At 44.0% G+C, this 21,562-nt stretch carries 12 protein-coding genes; 7 read left to right on the top strand and 5 right to left on the bottom strand.

Annotated features, from left to right (window positions below):
* Positions 1-111: 111 nt before the first annotated feature.
* The 4 genes from ELZ11_RS05295 to ELZ11_RS05280 all read left to right on the top strand — a co-directional run bounded on the left by ELZ11_RS05295 (position 112) and on the right by ELZ11_RS05280 (position 9,512).
* Positions 112-1,293: an MFS transporter gene (locus ELZ11_RS05295; RefSeq protein ID WP_137356343.1), complete on the top strand. Its 1,182-nt coding sequence runs from the start codon at positions 112-114 to the stop codon at positions 1,291-1,293.
* 429 nt (positions 1,294-1,722) lie between these two features.
* On the top strand, positions 1,723-1,950 hold the full coding sequence (locus ELZ11_RS05290; RefSeq protein WP_137356342.1) for a hypothetical protein: 228 nt from the start codon (positions 1,723-1,725) through the stop codon (positions 1,948-1,950).
* A gap of 59 nt (positions 1,951-2,009) precedes the next feature.
* Positions 2,010-8,891 carry an RHS repeat-associated core domain-containing protein gene (locus tag ELZ11_RS05285; protein WP_137356341.1) on the top strand — a complete coding sequence of 2,294 codons (6,882 nt, stop codon included), beginning with the start codon at positions 2,010-2,012 and terminating at the stop codon, positions 8,889-8,891.
* 12 nt (positions 8,892-8,903) lie between these two features.
* Positions 8,904-9,512: a DUF4272 domain-containing protein gene (locus tag ELZ11_RS05280; protein WP_137356340.1), complete on the top strand. Its 609-nt coding sequence runs from the start codon at positions 8,904-8,906 to the stop codon at positions 9,510-9,512.
* Between the two features lie 144 nt (positions 9,513-9,656).
* Here ELZ11_RS05280 and ELZ11_RS05275 read toward each other — a convergent pair whose 3' ends face one another.
* The 3 genes from ELZ11_RS05275 to ELZ11_RS05265 form a co-directional block, all read right to left on the bottom strand.
* Positions 9,657-9,878, bottom strand: coding sequence for a hypothetical protein (locus ELZ11_RS05275; RefSeq protein ID WP_137356339.1), 222 nt, complete (start codon positions 9,876-9,878; stop codon positions 9,657-9,659).
* A gap of 258 nt (positions 9,879-10,136) precedes the next feature.
* The gene (locus ELZ11_RS05270; RefSeq protein WP_137356338.1) at positions 10,137-10,499 is read right to left on the bottom strand and encodes a hypothetical protein; all 363 of its coding nucleotides are present in this window, start codon (positions 10,497-10,499) and stop codon (positions 10,137-10,139) included.
* A 319-nt stretch (positions 10,500-10,818) separates the two neighbouring features.
* Complete coding sequence (locus tag ELZ11_RS05265; protein ID WP_137356337.1) at positions 10,819-12,555, bottom strand: SgrR family transcriptional regulator; 1,737 nt, start codon at positions 12,553-12,555, stop codon at positions 10,819-10,821.
* 91 nt (positions 12,556-12,646) lie between these two features.
* Between ELZ11_RS05265 and ELZ11_RS05260 the strand changes: the two genes are divergently transcribed.
* The 3 genes from ELZ11_RS05260 to ELZ11_RS05250 all read left to right on the top strand — a co-directional run bounded on the left by ELZ11_RS05260 (position 12,647) and on the right by ELZ11_RS05250 (position 19,093).
* Positions 12,647-13,864, top strand: coding sequence for an MFS transporter (locus ELZ11_RS05260; protein ID WP_137356336.1), 1,218 nt, complete (start codon positions 12,647-12,649; stop codon positions 13,862-13,864).
* A 214-nt stretch (positions 13,865-14,078) separates the two neighbouring features.
* On the top strand, positions 14,079-17,954 hold the full coding sequence (locus tag ELZ11_RS05255; protein WP_137356335.1) for an ImpA family metalloprotease: 3,876 nt from the start codon (positions 14,079-14,081) through the stop codon (positions 17,952-17,954).
* Positions 17,955-18,181: 227 nt separating this feature from the next.
* Positions 18,182-19,093 (top strand): LysR family transcriptional regulator, encoded by a 912-nt coding sequence (locus ELZ11_RS05250; protein WP_137356334.1) that lies wholly within the window; start codon positions 18,182-18,184, stop codon positions 19,091-19,093.
* 174 nt (positions 19,094-19,267) lie between these two features.
* Here the strand turns inward: ELZ11_RS05250 and ELZ11_RS05245 are convergent, their stop codons facing one another.
* Positions 19,268-20,785, bottom strand: a complete 1,518-nt coding sequence (locus ELZ11_RS05245; protein ID WP_137356333.1) for a DUF1254 domain-containing protein — start codon at positions 20,783-20,785, stop codon at positions 19,268-19,270.
* Positions 20,786-20,942: 157 nt separating this feature from the next.
* The gene (locus ELZ11_RS05240) at positions 20,943-21,458 is read right to left on the bottom strand and encodes a hypothetical protein (protein WP_137356332.1); all 516 of its coding nucleotides are present in this window, start codon (positions 21,456-21,458) and stop codon (positions 20,943-20,945) included.
* Positions 21,459-21,562: the final 104 nt, after the last annotated feature.

Below are 21,562 nucleotides of genomic sequence, written 5' to 3'. Positions count from 1 at the left end.
AACCTTATGATTGATATAACCTTATTTTAATAATGAGTGCAAGGTTAATCAGTTGTTAATTGTTATGAAACAGGAGTATGATGGTCAATTAAGGCAAAGGACATACCGATCATGACTGCACCCTCCGCGAGCTGGAAAACCCCGCAAAACTTCTTATTACTGATCTCGATTATTGTGCCCATCGCTTTTTCAAGCTGGATGGCGCTACTGAACAATTTTGTGATTGAAAAGGCAAACTTTGATGGCGCTGACATCGGTCTGCTGCAAAGTGTACGTGAGATACCTGGTTTTCTCGCATTTACTGCCGTGTTTGTTCTGTTGTTTATCCGAGAGCAACGCTTCATGTTGCTCTCGCTTGCCATGCTTACTTTAGGCACTGCGATTACCGGCTTTTTCCCTTCGCTAACTGGGTTATTGCTGACCACGGTTTTGATGTCAGTCGGCTTTCACTATTTTGAAACGTTGAAGCAGTCGCTGTCTTTGCAATGGTTAAGCAAAGAAGAAGCGCCAGAAATGCTGGGTAAACTCATTTCAGTAGGGGCGCTGGCATCGTTAATTACTTACGGCGCATTATGGGTGATGTTAGAACAGTTCAAGCTTGATTTTGTTTGGGTATACAGTATTGCTGGTGGCATCGGTTTTATACTGGTTTTAGTCATGGCGTTTACCTTTCCTGAATTCAAAACAGAAACCCCACAAAATAAGCATCTTGTGGTGCGTAAACGCTATTGGCTGTACTACGCACTGACCTTTATGAGTGGGGCTAGAAGACAAATATTTACCGTGTTTGCGGGCTTCTTAATGGTCGAAAAATTTGGGTACTCGGCGGCCGATATTACGTTATTGTTCCTCGTTAATTACTTGTTTAACTTCTTGTTTGCCAAGCGAATTGGTAAGTTCATTGGAGTGGTTGGTGAGCGCAAAGCGCTAATGTTTGAGTACATAGGTTTGATTGGTGTGTTTGTCGGCTATGGGCTAGTTCAAAGCGCGGAATGGGCCGCAGCGCTCTATATTATCGATCACTTGTTCTTTGCATTGGCGCTAGCGATAAAAACTTATTTTCAAAAAATTGCCGATCCGGCAGATATGGCCTCAACGGCTGGGGTGTCTTTTACTATTAACCACATAGCAGCAGTTGTGATACCCGTGACGTTTGGTGTGATTTGGTTAAGTTCTCCAGCCACAGTATTTTATATTGGCGCGGCTATGGCTGCCGTCTCTTTGCTGCTGTCTCTGAATATTCCCAAAATTCCACAAGAAGGGAATGAAGTGCGCGTATTTAGCTGGCGATAAGCGATAGCTAAACTCAGTTACGATGATTTGCTTGAAAGGAAAGCCGCGACGTTAAGTCAGCGGCTTTTTTTGTGGAACTGTTTTGTTCGAGTGTATGAGCCTCGTGGCAAGATAGTCTTAATTTATATAAAACCACGCTCACTGTGACATGTATCAATTTGTTGTATTCATTATTTGAAGTTATATAAAATTTAAATAATATTCTGGATCTCTTATAAGTATCTCGAATTTTCTACCTTCCTTATGAATGGTTACATAGAATTCTGCTTTGTGTGAAGGCTAAAATTAGATATGTTCAAAAACTGCTACATCTTATCGCTATCACTACTTATATTTGTCATTGTGGCTATATATGTAGCATTTTCAAATACTCTATATCTCTCTCCCATTAGTAATGCAGCTCGAATAGAGGGTAATAGCCGCAATAGCGTGTCCAAAGTGATACTAAGTGAAGAGGCCAGTTTTCCTTCTCCCGCAATCCAACTTCAGCAATTGCTTGCCCATGGCTTAATTGAAGCACAGAAGGCTCAAGTCCCTTTAATTCGTGGAGATCTTGCCGACTTCTCTCAAAGTAACATCCAACAACAATTTGACGCTCCAGTAGAGCTAGAACACCTTCAACAAAGACTGAAAAAGCTGAAATCGTTGAATCAGTAACTATCTAAATCGTCAAAGTAATCGTTATCCAAATTATAAATATACCCACAGTGGCTTAAATGAAATCAAATCGTCTTATTCATACCTATTACGTCTACGTCGTTTCAATCTTGATAACCGTATTCTCCCATTCGGCTTCTTCTTTCACCTCGGAAGTTGGCAAAGTGATCGAATTATCGGGTAACTTTTCTGCATCGGGTGGCCAGGCGGTATATTCGTTACCCTTGGCTGTTCCTGCAGGTAGAGCAGGCTTACAGCCTAATCTAAGCTTGGAATATCGCAGTAATTCCGGAAACAGCACGCTTGGCATGGGCTGGGATTTAGGTGGATTGTCTTCGATTTCTCGTTGTGGAAAAAACCTAAATAAAGATGGTCGATGGGGGGGCGTTCGCTTTAATGAAGATGATCGCTATTGCTTAGATGGTCAGCGCTTGATAGCGGTCTCTGGACGTGATGGAGAACACTTAACTGAGTATCGTTCTGAAAAAAATGGCTATGCAAAAATAGTGTCATTTGGCCGTTCAGGCAATGGGCCTCAACATTTTAAAATTTGGTATAAAGATGGGTCTGTATATGAGTATGGCGTAACTGAGGATTCACGAGTAGAACTGCCAGGCCAAGAACATGCTTACAAGTGGTCACTCAATAAAATTACCGACACTAGCCAAAACAATCATGTTGAGTACAGTTACCTAGAAAATAACAGTGAGGGAACTCATCTAGTTGATAATATTAGCTATGTTGGCGGTAAAGTAGGTTTTGAATATGAAGAAAGAAATGACAGCGTTTCTCAGTATTTATTCGGTAGCTTATTAAAACGGAAGGTCCGCCTAAAGTCATTGACGGCTTATGATGCTAATCATGACCCTATTGGTCGTTATAACCTTACATATAGCTACTCTGACCTTTCATTTAGAAGTCTTTTAAATACCGTCGATTACTGCGTTAATGGAAAGTGTAGCACTGAAGTTAATTTTTCATGGAATAGTAGTCAGTTAGAGTCTAGGAAGTCTTCGGCTCTGGCTTTTCAGGATGTCAGTTTTTTCGACACTAACCGAGACGGACACCTAGAAGCTTACGGACTAACTCAAAATTCGCCAAGCCCCATTTGTGCTCGACCTACCCCAAAGAATCCAACTGGTATCGCTAGAGGGCTTAAAGGTGAGACTGTTAGAAATACCGCTGTTTATGCCCTAGCTGGGAGTTTGGACTCTCCGAGTTTGGTTGCTCGGAAGCATTATTATAGTAAAGGAGAATGGTGTGGAGAGTATGGTTCCCAAAATCGTGAGCGTTCAAAATATAATTACTACCTTAAAAACGACAAGCAGCTCAAAACATATTCTCCAAATAATAACGGTGTACTAGCAACTGATTTCTCTGAACGAGTAGCTGGTGATTTAAATGGTGATGGAAAAGATACTCTCTTTTCTTCCCCTAAAGGTAAATCTTTCCCTGTGTCAGGTGTCGTTGATATTGATGGTGATGGTAAAGATGATTACTACGTAAAGTATCGTTCAGATTTGCTTTTTTATCTATCAAGCCGTTCGTATAGAACTTATCTATTTCGTAGTGACGGTAGTAGGTGGCAACCTACACATTATTTCCTAGCCGATATAAATGGTGATGGTTATATGGATTTGGTTGGAGCTGGTGGTCATCAGCGCCAGGTTCGAGTTTACTTATTTAACGGGCTTAGCTTTATTCATCATTATACTTCTGGTCGGGTGAATAGTGAATTCAAAAGCATGAAGGCCATAGATATTAACTCCGATGGTTATCCTGAAATTTATGTAAATGGCCGCTTTTACAAAAACAACTCTGGCACGATTGATTTTAAGAAAACTGTAGGCTCAAATATTTCTAATGTTGAGAAATTAGTTGATCACAACTCGGATGGTGTTGTTGACATCGTGCGCAGACATAATAATAAGCTCTATTTGTTGACTTCAAGCGCATATCCGGCGGATAAGATTTCAAAGTTTAAAGAGTTTGCGGTTGAGTATCGAGTTAATTACAAAGTAGCAGCGGACACTAGTGTTCACACACAGAAGCGCTATTACAATTTTCCTTACGTCAATTCAACACCCACACTTTACCTTGTTTCTAGTGTAATCAAACAGCCTAAGGGTTACGACGAGACAACCTATTCCTATCATTATGAAGGAGCGAAATCTCACTACTTGGGAGGGGGGTTCCTTGGGTTTGAAAAAGTTATTGAAACTGAAAGCGCAGAAGTGGTCACTCGTACTGAAACCACGTTCGAGCAACTGGATGTGATTCAAGCTGGTGAACCAACACAGGTGTCAGTGTATAAGAATGATCGTTTGGTATCAGATACAACATATAGTTATGTGAAAAAAGTATCTGCTGCAGCCCAGAACAACTTGCCTAATCAAGAGCCTAGCGCAGCGTATTATCAATTATACGCGAATAAAATAGTGAAGAAAAAGTATGGGCTGAACGGCGATGCGGTTGAACGACAAGAAGTTATTACGCGCTCAATCGATCGCTTTGGCAACTTAGTCAGTGAAAAGTCCGAGCTATCTAGTGAGGTCGAAGGTGCTGGCCTGTTTACTAGCGAAACCAAGTACCAGTATTTGTTTGCACAGGCGAATCAAGAGCTTGTTACATCCGCGGAGAACTCAGAGCTGGATCAGCCAGTTGGAAGTCACTACTGGAAAGTGGCTGCCGTTTCTAGCTCAACCTCTACCTTGGTTGATCATACTACCACTCTCAAGCGAACCATCGCTAATCAATATGATTACGACAGCCGTGGATTTTTGCTCTCAGATAGAACGACTAGCTCTGATTACGAAACAAGCAGCGATATAGCATTCGATGGGAAGTTTACTGTGGCTCGTTATAGCTATGATGAGTGGGGTAACGTCATCAGCTACAGTATTGAAGGTTCTGACTTAACTAAGCGAACCACCAGGACGGAGTATGACGCACAGGGTTTATTTTCCACAGCGACGATTAATCCGCTTGGCCACCGGACATTGACCCGATTTGATGCTCAGGGCCAATTGCAAGAGGCTGTGAGCCAGCTAAAAGGGCGTACTACTCATTATAACTATGACAGTTTTGGACGAATCGCAACAGAAACTTGGCCTGGAACAGGTAATGTCAATCACACCAAATATGGTTTAGGTAGCGAGTGTGAAAACGCTGTAGTGCAAACAGTCAGTTGTGTGATGACGTCGCCGGCTTCTGGTGGAAAAATGGTCACACACTTTGATTATGCCGGACGAGAAATCCGTAAACTGCACACTGGCTTCAGTGGTCAGTTAGTAGTTGTCGACACTCGTTGGGACCGCAATGGTCGTAAAGTGAGTGTCACCAGGCCACAGTTCCTTTCGAAAAAAGCACTAGCCCCAATGGTCACGTTTACTTATGACGAGTTAAACCGTGAGTTAACTAAACAGGAACCTGCGAATAACGGTGGTAAGGCTACTTTTACCACTCGATATCAGGGGTATTTAACATCGGTCACTGATGCCCGAGGGTTTGAACACAGTACCTTAGTTAACCTTATGGGACATATTCTACGTAAAAATGAACCAGATAATGCTTACCAAATATACCAGTACTATCCAGATGGTAAGTTGCGTTCAAGCACCGATTCTTCTGGCAATACCACACAAATTCGTTATGACAACTTAGGGCACCGTAGTTCGCTTGATGATCCGGATATGGGCGAATGGCGCTATACCTACAACGCGGCTGGAGAATTGACTTACAAGCGTGATGCTAAAGGTACGGTCACAACGATTGAATACGATAAGCTTGGCCGTAAGGTGAAGCAAACAGAAGGAAGTAAGGTCTCCACTTGGCGTTACGATGAGCGGGGTGCATTAGGCACACTATCTGGTTTTTCAGGTAATGGTAGTGAAACTGATTATTATTACAACGGCGCAGGCTTAACCGAAGAAATGGTGGTTAAGGTCGGAGAGGAAAAGTTCAGCACCCACTATTTCTATGATCAGTTTGAAAGGGTTTCCAGAGAACTCAGGCCAAATGGTATGGATACGACGTTAGCTGGTGCGGCTAAGTTACTTAGTAACAGCAACGGCGGCGAGCGCTTGGCTGTCGAATATGTATATAACCCGCATGGTTATCTAGCGGGGGTTCGTAGCCCGAAAAGCTACGCAGATGAAGTATTCACCAGTGCCCGTTTCCGCGACGACATTAGACAGCTTCTGAACGAAGCAATCACTCAGGCAAGCATCTATCTCACTAAAGCAGAACGTTATGCTACTCAGGAAAGTTTCTTCACTACGACTGCTGAGGAATACAGCAGAAAAACTGTAAACATTCACACTCTGGATGCGTCTTCACAAGCAATGTTAGGAGACGGCTATCGCTATCAGCAGTGGTGTAATGCGCAAGGTGAATGTTACTTACGCCCGTCGACTTGGATGATACTGCCTAGCGCAGTGTCGATCCCGATCAAAGTTACTTTAAAAGGGGCGATCTATCGTCTAACAACGAGTTTGGCTAGCTCTCAGCCAGGTATTCGTCACTTTGATGCTAGTGTATACACTGTACCAATTTCTGAGTTTGACTCTCAGGAGCTGATAGAGTCGCATGATTTTTTATTGGCAGATTACGACAGTAATGGCCAAAAAGACTTGATGAGTAATGATGATATCTATGTTGCACAGGCCGATAGTGGGACACGGGAAGAGTTACTATTTACGGCTGGCGATTTGTCAGATGCGGCCACGATCGCGAACACTCGCTACAAGTTCTATTCGGACTTAGCGGGGCAACTGATCAGTTTGTCTGAGAAAGTCGCAGAGCTGAGCGGACTGTATTGTGAATACGCCAACCAGTTAGGGGGGCGCCAGTTAGATGTATCCTTACGCAGTGACTGCGAGAACACCCAGCAAACTAGCCAAGCCGATCATCTTAACCTGATTTTGACCCAGTCTGAGATGGAAGCGTCGCTGGATAACCCGGCTTACACTTATTATTGGCAGCGCCGTGAAACGGATGCCTATGACCATACATTGTCAGAAACGCTAGGTAATGGCCTAGTGAACACCTATAGCCATGATGTCAATACAGGTAGACCGAATTATATTACTACCCATAAAGCGAATGTGCTCTTTGACCTGCGGCTCCCAGCGAGCACTAGCCAAGGGCGCAATATCCGCTTTGTTCAGTATCGCTATGATAATCACAATAACGTGACTTATCGATACGATGAGCAACTTGGGATTAGCGATACGTGGACGTACGACGGTTTAGACCGCGTTACCAACAATACCATCAGTTTAGTGAATAAAGCCCAGCATGGTGTGGATAACCCAGACTTAGCTGGGCCGTTTAATTACCGTTATGACAGCTTAGGCAATATAATTCATAAGTCTGATATTGGGGACTACCATTACAGTGGCCAGCAGGCAGGGCCACATGCTGTGACAAAATCCAATGGGCTGAATTACCAGTATGACGAAAACGGTAACATGTTACGTGCATGGGCTGATGGCAAGTCGACCAATGAGCGAGAGCTGGAATGGACGGAGTTCAATAAGCCGAACAAGATTACCCGTAACGGTAAAGCGGTCGAATTTTTCTATGACGCTAACCACAACCGTTATTTGAAGAAAAACAGCGATGGTATTGAAACCTTTTATTTCGGTAAACGCTATGAGCGAGTTAAGGACACTAATACTGGTATCGTTCAACATAAGCACTTTATCTATGCTGATGGAAAGTTGATCGCGCTGAATACTCAAACTAAAGATTCACAAGATGAGTTGCAGGACAAACAAGTTCGCTATCTTCACTACGATGCGCTGAACTCAGTTGACATGATCACGGATGGTTATGGTTTAGTGGTTGAACGTCGTAGTTACGATACTTGGGGTAAACAGCGTAAGGTTTCCTGGGCGGATAAAGGGCCACTGGACGTGGTGCAAAATGCCATTACCAATCGCGGCTACACAGGTCATGAACAAATCACTGAAGTTGGTTTAGTACATATGAATGGCCGGGTTTATGATCAAGAACTGAGTCGATTTATTAGCCCGGACCCTATAGTACAAGCTCCTTATATAACGGACAGCTTTAGCCGGTATACCTATGTGTGGAATAACCCTTTAAAATATGCCGATCCTACCGGGTTTCGACTCATTGAAAATGACCCTAATGGGCGCTATCGAGATCCAAACGGAGGTCTTCATGACCCTCGTGATAGAAGGTCAGATAATGGCCATGATCCTGGCATAAGTGGTGGCAATTCAAATGCAAACTCTGCTGACTATACAGTAACGGTTATCGGAGTAAGGCCTCCAGTAGCTCCAGACTTTGGTAGTGATCATGGTCCGTCGGTGGAGAGCCCTGGTTTTTCTTTCATAGGATATAGAAATAATATACCGACCTATCGGAAAATAGCTGTTGACTATACTGATATATTAAGGTCTCATTTCGATGATACGGCTACGGTATATGGGCTAGCTGGACTGGCTTACCATGGTGCAAGTGCTGCTGATATCGAATCTGCCGCAAATAGTTTAAACGCTAATGCGATACAGGTTTCCGCAGCAATGAAAACTGCAATGGTTATGTCTGCAATTGGCAAGAAAGGGACACGAGTTACAAAGAGGGGAGGCTTCCACGAAGTCTTAACCGACGCTCCAATCAGCGGAACCACACGAAGTGCTCACCGTAATTCTGCTAATAAAGCGCTCGCTAATGCGTTAGAAAACGATTCTAGCTTTGCTAAAGGAATGAACAACCTTCTTGATAAGGATATTCTCCAGCACATGAAGTCTGGTAAAAGTGGGCTGAAAAATCCTCCAGGTACTGAATGGCATCACCCAAAAGGTAATCCGGGATCGATGCAATTATTGCGTAAAGAAGTACACCGAGATAAGAGCCTTCAAAATGTATTACATAAAGATGGTACTGGCGGTTTTGCTGACCATTTCTAATTGAATGATATTATGGATCTACAAAATATACGTAAAAAATCATTGATCAGTGCAGAAAAGCTGGGTTATGAGATAAACACAGCTTTGCCACTGTTTGATGATGACATTAAGTTGCGACCACAAGAAGAAATTGTAGGGCGTAGTTTAGCCCTTTTTGCTGTTGTTGCTTGTTCTTATGGTTTTGATAAGCCTTCAGCCATCCAATGGATGGCGCGGGAAGGTGTTATAGATTATCTGAGTGATTCAGAAAGGAGCTTTCTTAATAATGATGAAGGAGATATTTCATTCTTTCAATCACAGGTAGAGGGATTAAATGCTTTTGCTTGGGCATTGGGTTTTGTTAAATCTATGCCTTTTGATTCTATCTGCGACAATACTTTGATTAAGCGTTTCCCAGATATTAAAAACGATAAAAGTTCTTCTGAATACAAAGCGCAATCCGCAGCTCGTTCTATCGCTCAAATCCTATCAGCTTGTGATTTGGCCTATTGCCTTCATTGGGCGATAGTTAATCAAGATTTACACGGTGGCGTAGGTCGCCATGTAATTATCGAAAGGCGTAGGGCTTTAGAGTGGATGTTATATACTGATGACTGGGATGAAATAAGCCTAGATACCTAAGCTGAAGCCCATATCATGCGGGCATTTTTGTGGTTCACTGTATCTAATATCTCCATCATAAACTGCTGCTTTGCTCTTGGTCGCTACCTTACCTGCTCGATCTGCTGTCGCAGCTTCGACGCAGGTCCGTGTTTATTACTTCCCTTAGCCGCCAATGCCGACAGTCAAATTGCCCTGTGCCAGGTCATTGATTCCTATAATGGAGCCTTCAAGTAATCGAAGGAAGTTCAGGAATACCTGCACTCGCGAGGGTTCGAGCATCTTGAACTGATTGAGTGTTTTAAACTGGACTATTGCCTGCCGGAAAACAACTGTAAAGTCGGTGCCGAGTTGCGCGGCAAACTTTGGGATATCGGTATTTTGCATTTCTTTGACCATGAGCACTTTAACTGCTCTTTAGCGGTGCTGGTAATGGATGAAAATGGCATTATTAGAGAAAGTTATTGGGGGAACGGGGGAATGTAACGTAAAGCCTACGATCGAGGCTTTTTTTAGTTATATGTATTTAAATTCAGGTAATAGAAGGTGTAGCAACAACTGATAATGAAAAAATCTTTGGTACAGTTTTGAAAATCGGGCCTTCCTAAATGAACTTTGCTAGAAAGGCCTATCTTAGAGTTTGTACTAATCACTCAGGATAGTAATCCCCCATAGATTTAGTCCGAATGTTGAATGGCAGCTTCCTCCTAGCATTATATTGACTTTCTTGTTCTGGGCTTGTGCAGCTAGAGCTAAAGACAGCATTGAGTCGACAAGAGTGTAATTATTCCCAGTATTTGTTGCCCAGCCCATTGTATTGTTTAGATTGCAGGTGGTGTCTAAATCTTCATTGAATTCAATCGCAACGCGATGAATACCATCAATATTTCGTGTCACGCTCTTTACTGTATACGGGCCAGACCAAGAGTATCCTTTTGGAGCATGGACCTCAGCTGAGGCGCCAAAAGATAATAATAGCCCTAAGGTACAACCGAATAATTTTCTCATTTGAAACTCGTATTAAAATAATTTTAGTTACTTCTCGGCAAGCTAATCAACGGCAGAATGGATTAATAAAAAAGGTCTATTAAGCCTGAGTTAGGTTTTTGATAGCAAGCCTAGGAAAAGCGTGAAAGTACCATAACTCATGCTTCTATAAAATGAGTGGCATTTGTTTTTGTGAGTTATTTTTATTGTTTGATTTATTTTTGTTGTGAATGCTTTGGTTGGGTGTCTAAGATCCCCCACCTCTTCTTCTCTCTGTCGCTGCGAATGGGGCTTTGTGTGTTTAGAACTTAGTAGTTTTATAACGCTAAAAGTGTTTGTCTTACCTACGCATGGTCACTTGATTAAAATCGATCCAGCCGTTGGCGAGCAACTCCATAGGGTTGACGGTTTCTGCTTGATTAAGCTGCTGCTTAACATGAAAAATGGGTCGGTAGATCCCTGCGTTAATTAATTGCTGTTCGATCTCAAGAAAAGCGGTTTGTCTTTGTTGGTGATTGCTGAGTGTCCACACATGTTCAATTTGTTGATGTAGCCAAGTTTGCTTGTCATCGGTTAGGCAGGTTGTCAGAGCTGAAGTCCCGAGTAGCCACCCCATCCAGCTCCTATCTAGATTGTCTGAAAATACTTCCCCAGAGATGATGATATCTGCCTGTTCTAAGTTCTCTGATAAGCAGAACTTGGGAAATTCTAGTACTTCAAATTCGCATGAGAACCCAAGCTGGTTCAGTTGTTTGCAGTAGTATTCAGCCACTTCAATGTGGTGATATAGCTGGTACGTAAGAATTTTTAGAGCCTGTTTCGGCTTACTCATGTTCTTGGCTAAATTTGATGGGCAATCACTCGTAATTAGGTTGGCTTTCGATTGAGCGTTAGTTTCCAAGGTGTTTAAGCTCGGAGTGGATAGCATGCCTTTCGCTGGTTTAATATCGCCGACAATTAATGATTGGGGAATACAGAGTAAAAGCAGCAGCTCACTGAGTTGCTGGCAGTTGCTAGGTTCGGAAAGCCATGTATTACCTTTTGGGTTAATTAAGGCGTACTCGCATCCTCGCTCCCATTGTTCACTTTCTTGAAACTCAAGTGTATCCGTTGATTGGTAGTGCTGGTGAGCGTTGATGATGTCGCAGTGTAATTCGAAGTCTTTGGCTTGGTCGCCAATGTTCCACATTTCTACGCCATCTACCCATGGGCGTAACCCGTGATAGTGTCTAAAAGCGGTGAGTCTTGTCAGCCATTGAGTTTGTTCTGTTAGCTCAAAACTACCACTGCCGATCACGCGCTCTTCGTGCACTTTGGTGATTCCGGCGGCGCTGCTACTGACTAGTCCCTCTAAGTATCCGGAATAAGCATTGGTTTCGAACGCTATATGTAATGGAGAAATAACAATGATGTTCGAAATGCAGTGAAATTGCTGACTATTTTGATGATTGGCGTTGATTAGGCGTAGAAAGTGATTCTTTATATCTTGAGCGAAAATGGTGGAACCATCATGAAAAACTAGCCCTTTCCTTAGGATGAAATGCCAAGTGTTCTCTTCTCTATACCAGTGAATCGCTAAGTCACCAACAAAGGTTTGTTGCTTGGCATCAAACCTCAATAAATTGCTGAATAGGTAGCTGGTGATATGGCTTTCGGTGCGGCGTGACACGTAAATGGGATCCAGACAGTGAGTGCCGCGATAAAAGGGGATTTGCAAGATGTCGAGTTTGTCTGGTGAAGCTTGGTAGCGGTCGATGTAACCGCGCAGGAACAAGTCGCGCTTATGTTCATCAACCAGTTCTAAAGCCTGTTCAACTTTGTTGTCAGCCAGCAAAGCATCCGCTCTATGCTGGAGTGTTTCATTGAGACATTTAAGCAGAGTGATTCTAGGAAGGTTTCCTCGTCCTATGCCCGATTGCCATTCTATCCACTTTTCATTGACCAGCTTTTTTACGATCAATTGTGCGTTGCGACGAGTGCAGCCTAGCGCTTCGGTGAATTCATCCAACGATAAATCGGTGATCTGATTGACTTCAAGCCGCGTGCGAAGAAATGCCAATGCCTTCCAATAATGCATAAAGGTGAAATCCTTAATTTATATTTCTATTTTTATTCATCTTTTAATTTCGATAATAGAACCCCTCGCTGATTTTTAAAAGGAAAGAAAAATGGAAACGGTAGAACAGGGACATAAACAACCTTCCATCTGGCAAGTTCCAAGTTTTATGGTGTTATTTTCAAGTGCGTTTTTCGTAGCGTTTGGCGCGAAAATTTATGACTTAGCGTTGCCATTATTGGTGTATGAATTGACTCAGTCGTCGCAGATGATGGGGTGGATGCGTGCTGTCGAGTTTTTGCCGAACTTATTGCTCGCGGTGTTCATCGGAGTTTGGGTCGATAAATTTAATAAAAAGCGCTGGTCGCAGTGTATGTTGCTCGGGCAAATGCTGATGTTGGTGATGTCTTACTTGGCTGTTCGCTGGTTGCCCAATCCTTTAATTGCCTTATTTCCGTGCGCGTTTTTGATGATGGCGTTTAATTACGGTTATCACAACGCGCGAATGGGCATGATGAAAAACGTGTTGCCACAAGCGCAGCAGAACACCGCTACTGCCCGTATGAGTTCGTTGTATAGCTTTTTAGAAACGGTTGGTCCTGTGCTATCCGGTGGCTTGCTACTGATGTCTGCGATTCACAATGTGTTCTTGTTGGTGGCGGTTTTATATTTGCTCGCATTTTGGCAGCTAAACAAGTTGGAGCTAAAACCGAGCAGCTACGTGCCATCTCAACCTGTATTCAAGGCGCTGGCTGAAGGTTGGACGATCCTCTACGCCAATAAAAACATGTGGCACATTACTTTGGCAGTGATGGTGATTAACACCACTGGGGCAATTTTTTGGATTCAAGCCATTTACTTTGCAAAATCTGAGTTAGCACTTACCCACATGGAAGTCGGCTATTTAATTGCCGCTTCGGGTATTGGTGGGCTACTAGGCTCGTTCACTGCCGATAGAATTCGCCAGCGAATGGGGCTGGGATCTCTGCTTATCTTATCTATTGCCTTGGAGTCGGTGGGCTTTATTTTGCCTGTTGTTTTTGATGGTTCGTGGGCGCTGACTTTGTCCTTTTTATGGGTAAGTGCAATTGGGCTATACAGTAGCATTTGCATTTGGAGTTACCGCCAAGAGGCGTTTGATGAGCAGTATTTAGGACGTGTGACAGGCATTACTGGCTCGCTATTTAAGTTGCTCATGCCCTTTGGATTGGCCGCGTCAGGTTATTTGGTGGACTTAGTCAGCATTCAGAGCGTATTCATTGGCTGTTTTGTTATTCAGCTTCTTACCGCTATCGGTTTAATGATGACTAAGGTTAGAAAACAGGTTTGAGTGCCCGAACTTAACTGATCTTGATTGTTATCGCCCTCTTTACTCTACGAGTGAAGGGGGCTTTTTACTACGTAGCTCTGTGTATTAACTCAGAGCCCACTGATTTTAAGTAGATCATTTCGTTATCGGCAGGGCATCACAAACTTACCCATTGAAGAAATGGTATATCATGCTATAAATGTATTCTAGTCGTGATATTACAAGGAAGTAATGTATGAAAAGGATAGTTCAGACCCCAATAGCACTTGCGGTTTCTGGGTTGCTACTAGGGTGCCAGTCTGAATCTGATGGTCAGACCGCGACCTCGGCTACGCAATCCAGTATCGAATTTACCGTGATCGACGGTTACCTAAACGATGCATTCGTCTTTTTGGATTTGAATGAAAACGGTGTGTTTGATGAAGACAACGAGCCATATGGGATCTCCGGAACCAATGGTGTAGTGACTATAGACGTATCTGGTGTGGCTAACCCTAGCCGATACCCCGCTTATGCCCACGCTATTGCTGGCGTAACCAAAGACCAAGATTTAGGGAGCAGTGGTGGCTTTGTGACAGAAGACACCGAATTCTCTAGTCCTGCGGGGGAACGGGTTATTTCGCCGTTTACTTCTCTAGTGCATAGAAAAATGCGAGACGACCAAGTGTCGTTAGAAGAAGCTCAAAGTTTAATTTCAACTGAGCTCAATCTGCAGCAAGAGATCTTAATGGGGGACTTCTTCGCGTCGACCGATGATGCAGACCGTAGGCAGCGCAATAAGCAAGCTCGTAAGCTCGCCAAATCGATAGTGAAAACTCAGGTTTTGATGGCGCAAGAGAACCAACCTGAACCTGTATTTAATGATGTTCTTCAGCAAGTCAAAGCCTTCCAGTCTGACCTTGAATCTTTGCCTGATAACGCCTACTTGAGCTTAGATGACAACAACCAAGTTATAGTGGTGAATGGAAACGATTCCGATAACGATGGCTTTCTCGATTCCGACGATGCTTTTCCAAACGATCCAACTGAATGGCGCGATTTTGATGGCGACAATATTGGCGACAATCAAGACAGCGATGATGACGGAGATGGCGTATTAGATGTAAGTGACCCTTTCCCGTTAGATAACGAGCGAGGTGAGGCGAATATTCCCAATACCCACCCGACGTTTAGAGACAATGACGGCGATGGTTATCGTAATAACCTTGATGCTTTTCCTAACGACAAAAACGAGTGGCAAGACACCGATGGCGACGGTATAGGTAATAATCGCGACACTGACGATGACGGTGATGGCTATTCGGATACGATTGAAGCTGAACATGGCACCGATCCTCTTGATGCGAGATCGATACCCGATTTAGGAGCGGATCGAGATGGCGATGGGGTGAGTGACAATAAAGAAATTGAGCAAGGAACTAACCCAGATGTGTATGACGTTCCCTTATCTGAAGGATTAAAGAAGGCGCTTGAAACCGGTGATGTATCGACGGTAGAAACGGAACAAGAAGTGATCGATGCAGCGATTGGCTACATTCGCTCATACATAGACAACAATAATGTCATTAAACAGAAGCTGTTTGGCCTAGATGCGAACGGTACCAATGGCATTGGTGCATTAACTTGGAAGGTTAGCCATGACGCGGCGATCTTCGCTCCTAATTTTGGCCGCAGCGATACTGTGTTGGTTGCCAATGCGGTGTCTAACCCAAATAAGAATATAGAACCGCATGTACTTGGGATCGTCGGTCAAGCTGGTAGTCAAGTCACTTCGTTTATGGCATTGGCTGCCAACCCTATGGCGACCTATGCGAAGGGCAGTGAACTGATAAATGATGCAATGCATCAGTTCTTAAAAAACAGCGTCACATTGTTAGCGAATCGAGAGGACTTTAGTGATAAGCCGCTTAATGTCGTAATGGCGCAGTTGGATGACTCCTATTACTTCAGGCATCAATCTGCTACGCGAGCTTGGTTTGAGGAGTTTTTTCCGCAGCAGGTACAAGTGAACGTGCCACAAACGTGTAACGGCAGTGCGTTATCGGCTTGTACTACCGCTGATACCGATTTGCTCGTGATATCCAATTGGATGGCAGAATACGAACAAAATGAAATTGATTCGATTGTGGTAAGCGTTAAGTCTGCAATCGAGCAAGGCATCCCCGTGCTTTACATGCACCGCGACGGTGGCATGGACCCATTAAGCAATGAGTTGATCGCGCTACTTGGGCTGTCTTATGTTGGCGACAATTATTGGCGTAAGGCGCAAATCGTTGATTGGAACCCTACCAGCCTTTATGATGCTGCACCTGCAGATGTTACCGAGCAAGTTAAGTTACTAGAACGGATCAAATCGAACAGCTTTAATGTTGATTTATCACAATGTGCAGATGCGAAATGCCCCGATGAATCTCGAATTAAGACAGAGTTCACTGACGCCGCTACGACCATTTACCAGACGTTAAAAGCGCGTGATGAAGCGGGTAAAACACCTTTGTTTGATTCTGAAAACGAAGAGTACTTGAAGCTATTGGTACTGCTTGGAGATAAGCTGCGTCAGAGCATTGCTTTCCCGATGGATAAGGTGACCACTCCAACGGAGCAGTTCTTCCGCTCCTATTATGCGGACCATTCTCAGTATCACCAGCGCCCAGTTAACCCAGTACAAGCTGATATGGGGAATTTTAGCCGCAGTGATTTCAGCCATATTACCCCAACTGAGACGACGGTGAATTTGGTCTCAAAAATAGCGTTTCGAGCGGCAGGGGTTTATGCGCTACCAGGAGAAACACTAACGGTCACGAGAAAAGACAATAATGCGGTTGGTACTAAAATCCAAATCAATACTCAGCGCTCTGGCTCGACTCAAGAGTTTGACCCGAATGGCTATAAACGACCAAAGTATTTGAAATCTCGCACTTATGATCTTCAATCTGGAGAAACCCTTTCTTTAACTCACCCTTATGGTGGCCCTGTACAAGTCATCTTTGATGAGAATGATCAAGCGGTTGAGCTCGATTTTTCTGGAGTTGGTTTACACCCTGTTTGGCGCAGTAGCGCTGATAATAGTGGATTCTTAGCAGCGCTCGCACAGCATGATTTTGATTGGGCGGAGTTAATTTCTCCACATTTTGAGTTGCACTCGACTCACGAGAAAATGGTGAAAACCTTGGCTCGTGAGGGATGGGAAAACCCTCAAGATGTGGCTGAAGCGGCACAAACGTATACTTTTGGTCACGTTTACGCGTTAGCTGGTTACCAAGGGCCTTCCATTCCAAACTTACCGCAAGTAGAAAGTTACGCCGCACAGCGAGGCTGGACCCTAGCGACTTGGGATCGCAACCACCACTTTAATGCTGATATGGCGACATGTGGTGCGGGCTGTTCCGGTAACCCTTATGATGCGAATTGGGCATTTGATCCGTTAGGTCACGGTGACATGCACGAAATCGGTCATACCCTGGAGCGTTCACGTTTCAGATTTGAAGGGTGGGATCCGCACGCCAGCACTAACTTTTATTCCTACTACAGTAAGTCGCAGTATTTCAAAGAGACGGGGCTAAGCTCTGCTTGTCAGAAAATCAATTTCAGCGACAGCTATGCATTAATTCAAGCCAGCCAAACTCAGGCGGATCCGGTTCAGTACATGAAGGAGAACTACGATGTGGCTAACTGGAAAGGCGGTGCGCGGCTTTATATTCAGCTTGCTGCGGCGGCTCAAAAAGCGGGAATACTGGATGATGGTTGGCACGTAATAGGGCGTTTGCATGTTTACGAACGTGAATTCAATTTAGCGATTAAGTCAGATGAGGCATGGCAAGCGGCAAAACAAAAGCTGGGATACTCGAATTACACCAGAGACCAAGCTAAATCGATTGCTAAAGATGAATGGGCGTCGATAGCGATTTCTCAAGTGTTAGAACGCAATATGATCAGTTACCTCAACATGTGGGGGATTGAGTTAGATACCCAAGCTATGACGCAAATTGCATCGTATGGATACAGTTCGATGGCCGCGACTTACATTGCGATTCCTGAAGCCAAGCATTGTGATTCATTGAATTACTCTACGTTGCCAATCGATGGCAGTTCGAGTTGGCCGACTGAATAGCATTAAGTAACGAAACGCTAATTGTAATGAATGAAACCCGTGAGCGAATTTGCCTGCGGGTTTTTGTTTGAATAGCAAAAACATTGCCGAACGCTAACATTAGGGTTGGAACCATAAGGTAAAAGTTCGGACTTACTACCAGATTCACAGAATACAAGTTGTCGGTATTTAGGCTTCCTTTCATACTGAATACGTACATCAGAAAAGCGCGAGCATAGGAGCAGTATTTGAAAAATACGATTGATTTAAATTTGTACCGATTTTTGGATCTGCTATACGAACAAAAGTCTCAGGCTAAGGTGTGCCATATATTGGACATCAGCCGGGCGACGTTTAATCGCCACCTTGCAGATTGCCGAGATTTGTTTGCCAATGAATTGTTTATTGCCACCAAGGGAAGTTACGCACCTACATTGTTCACCACTCAGTTGATGTCGGTGGTTAAAGAGCCGCTTGAGCAATTAGAGCAAGTGCAGCAAATCTCTCAGTCATTTGAAGGTACCGATTCGAACATTGAATACGTGTTCCATTCTGCCAATCCCTTGAGCACCTTACTGACGGTGCCGTTACTGAAAGGTCTCACTCATCAAGGCCATACACCTAAGATTTCGATGATGGATTGGTCGCTCGAAGCAGTAGAGTTTCCAAAAGCAGGTACGCTTTCGGTTGGGATAGCTGGTTACCCTAATGATCTGAATGAGCGTATTGTTGAAAAAAGAGTCGGCTCGCTAGAATTGTATGTTTATGTGGCGGATTCCCATCCACTCGCAGAATTCGATGAGGTTGAGCTGGTTCAGCTAGAGCGTTACGACACGGTGCGAGTGTCGATGGGGACATTGGATTCTAGTTCATATTATGAAAGGTTACGTAAGCGCACTGGGGTTACGTTGGACCAAAAGCTTACCGTGGCATCGGTCTTTTCAGCGCTCGAGTGTGTCGAAGTGAGCCAATATATCTTTGTCTGCTTTAATATGGCGGAAGATGCGTTGCCGTCTGGTGTGAAGAAAATCCCCGTTGCTTTTGAAAATGAGAAAGTGATTTTTGATGTCGGCATTCAATATCACCGAGCGTGCTATCAGCATCCAGTCATTAAGCGTATAGAAGCCATTTTGTCCGATTGCCTAGACTCGAGCGCTTAAATTGGTCGTTGGCTAGAAGGAAGTGGGCTCAGCTAGAGCTGAGTGCGGCAACGAGAATTGACGTCTTCTAACATATGAAAACGCCCTCTTTATGAGGGCGTTTTTGTTGGTGTTAATGTTCGCGTTCTTGAGAACAACCACTAATGTGCGGTGAACGTTGGATTCAAATTGAGCTTACTTAATGAGTTCAATGTCGCCTGGTTTCCAAGTTTTGTCGTACCAAGCTTCTTGCGGTCCGTACAAGCGCAGAATAGTGAACCAGCCTTTGCCTGGAACGGTTTGTACCCAGTTCGCTTCTTTGCCTTTTGGCGGTGTTGGGCCGAAATACAAATCAACAGAGCCATCCTTGTTTTCAATCAGCTTATCGCGCTGGTTGTTCTTACTAGGCAGCGGTTGATCCGTTTGTAGCTCTGATCGTGTTTGTGGGTCATACGCTACCACCGACCAGAAGTTTTTCGCTGGTACATTGGCAGGAATATTCAGCTTGTAGTGTTTGCTACCGTCTAGGTAATCACCGCCCTTCGATTTGTCGACTATCGCGTACTGTGAACCTTTATCGATGAGTTTCAATGCCATCGCAGGCGTGTTCACAGTTGCCATGTAGAAGAAGTACGTTCGGGCATCCAGATTGCGTCCACCTTCACCTTGGTCGACTAGCCATTGGTAATCCTTGCCAATGAAAGCGGTTTTCCAAAGGCGATCATCGTAAATGTAGGCTTTTTCATCTCTTGGTTGGAAAATCAAAGCACGAGCCGTTGCATTACCAATCGCCACGCCATCTTTAAGCAGTTTCTGCATACGCTTATCAGGGGCGAATGGCTTGTTTTTCTGGATGCCTATGCTCGACATCAAACCACGTAACTCAGGGTCAATGAACGAGATTGGCTCTTTATCCAACACGGTTTTTAGCTCGTCAAAGAAGTGCTCATCGTTCGCATGAATAGTATTAAAGTCTTTACCGCTACCAGAAATGAATTCCATCTTCGGTTGGTCGTTTTTCTTCGCTAGTGGGTAGATCTTAAGCTTTTCTTTGTAAGCTTTAACAGCGGCATCGGTTTTGCCATCTTTCAAGAAACCACGTGCAATAAACCAGTTGGTGTAACTTGTAGAGCGTGACACAAAGTAACCTTCTGGTACGTCGCCTTTGTAATCAGGTGGAAGAATTAAGTATTTACCGCCTTTACCTTTATCTGGCCCCACAATACCTAGGTCGGTGACGAATCGGAAAAAGGCATCGTTTACGGTCGTTGGCCCCATGCCCTCAGGTACTTCAATAACCGTTGGCCCATCTTTTTCTAAATCTAAAAATGCCGATGCGTAAACCGTGTCTGTGTTGCCGGTTAAGAACAGTGGGTTAGAGTCCATCAATTTATCGAACACCACGACTTGATTCGATGATGTGACCCCAATGTCTTCGTGACCCATTCTAAGCGCCTCAATAGAAGCCATAGGGATCGCATTAAGGAAAACCTCTGTGGCGCGAATGGTATCTAAGTTGTCATACAGCTTTTGTGTTGTGTCGAGAGTTGGTGCCCCATCTTTAAAGTTGAGCTGGCCAATACTGGTGTCAACTTGATCTGCCGTCATGATGCTTTCTGGAATATCAGTGTTGTAGTTTTCAGTAGCAAGTACTTGATTAGAAATAATGATGCTAGTTGCGATAGCCAGAGCTTTCAATTTAGATTTGAGCATGAATTCACCTTACAGGTTGGTTTCGATGGGTTAACTATATGCTAGCTCATAAAACATATCTGATAGCTGGTGGGCTCAAAAATGAGCGCTTGCTCGAAATAAAAAAGCCACTTTGCGAAGTGGCTTTTAATTTGGACAAGGAATAGGATTTTGATTTTTAGAAATTGAAGCTCGCGGTGAGGCGTACAACGTCTTCTTCAAACTGCTTGCCATTGACCATGGCTGAATCGTTAATCTTGCCGTAATCGACAGTCAAACCTAGCATGCGCCAGTTGACAGTGGTTCCAATAGAGCCATAAACGTTGTCGATGTTGATATCGCTAGAGGCTGGATCGTCAAATCTCACATCCGCATTTAGGTAGTTGATGCCGACTTTAGGGATGATATCGAACTCAGCGATTTCAAATTTGTAACCAATGTTGGAGTAAAGGCCCCATGCATCTTGTGAGCTAGGCTCGCCAACATCCACGGCTTCTGTTCCCAGTGAAAAACCACCACCAACAACAATATTGTTTGGCAACTCACGGCTGTAGCCGAAGGTTACCAATTCTTGGTTTCCGATGAAGGTCGCACCAGCTTCAATAGAGTTGCTGCGATCGTTTGCAAGTGTAGGCAGTGACATACAAACCGTTGAAGCGACGATAGCTGGCAAAATGAAGGTGTTCTTTTTCATGATTTTCTTTCTCATTTGGGGTCAATGAGAAGAAGCTTACAAAATGGTGAAGATGAAATATGAGTCTCTGCACGCTCAAAAATGAGCTGAACATAAGCTGACAT

Source organism: Vibrio profundi (genome assembly GCF_005281835.1).
Lineage (GTDB): Bacteria > Pseudomonadota > Gammaproteobacteria > Enterobacterales > Vibrionaceae > Vibrio > Vibrio profundi.
Note: the sequence above shows the minus strand (reverse complement) of the source record. Positions and strands in the feature narration are given on the sequence as shown.

What these genes read in the sequence shown, in the direction of transcription:
- ELZ11_RS05295 (WP_137356343.1), top strand. Translation starts at nt 112, where the DNA reads ATGACTGCACCCTCCGCGAGCTGGAAAACCCCGCAAAACTTCTTATTA.
- ELZ11_RS05285 (WP_137356341.1), top strand. Translation starts at nt 2,010, where the DNA reads ATGAAATCAAATCGTCTTATTCATACCTATTACGTCTACGTCGTTTCA.
- ELZ11_RS05280 (WP_137356340.1), top strand. Translation starts at nt 8,904, where the DNA reads ATGGATCTACAAAATATACGTAAAAAATCATTGATCAGTGCAGAAAAG.
- ELZ11_RS05275 (WP_137356339.1), bottom strand. Translation starts at nt 9,878, where the DNA reads ATGCAAAATACCGATATCCCAAAGTTTGCCGCGCAACTCGGCACCGAC.
- ELZ11_RS05270 (WP_137356338.1), bottom strand. Translation starts at nt 10,499, where the DNA reads ATGAGAAAATTATTCGGTTGTACCTTAGGGCTATTATTATCTTTTGGC.
- ELZ11_RS05265 (WP_137356337.1), bottom strand. Translation starts at nt 12,555, where the DNA reads ATGCATTATTGGAAGGCATTGGCATTTCTTCGCACGCGGCTTGAAGTC.
- ELZ11_RS05260 (WP_137356336.1), top strand. Translation starts at nt 12,647, where the DNA reads ATGGAAACGGTAGAACAGGGACATAAACAACCTTCCATCTGGCAAGTT.
- ELZ11_RS05255 (WP_137356335.1), top strand. Translation starts at nt 14,079, where the DNA reads ATGAAAAGGATAGTTCAGACCCCAATAGCACTTGCGGTTTCTGGGTTG.
- ELZ11_RS05245 (WP_137356333.1), bottom strand. Translation starts at nt 20,785, where the DNA reads ATGCTCAAATCTAAATTGAAAGCTCTGGCTATCGCAACTAGCATCATT.
- ELZ11_RS05240 (WP_137356332.1), bottom strand. Translation starts at nt 21,458, where the DNA reads ATGAAAAAGAACACCTTCATTTTGCCAGCTATCGTCGCTTCAACGGTT.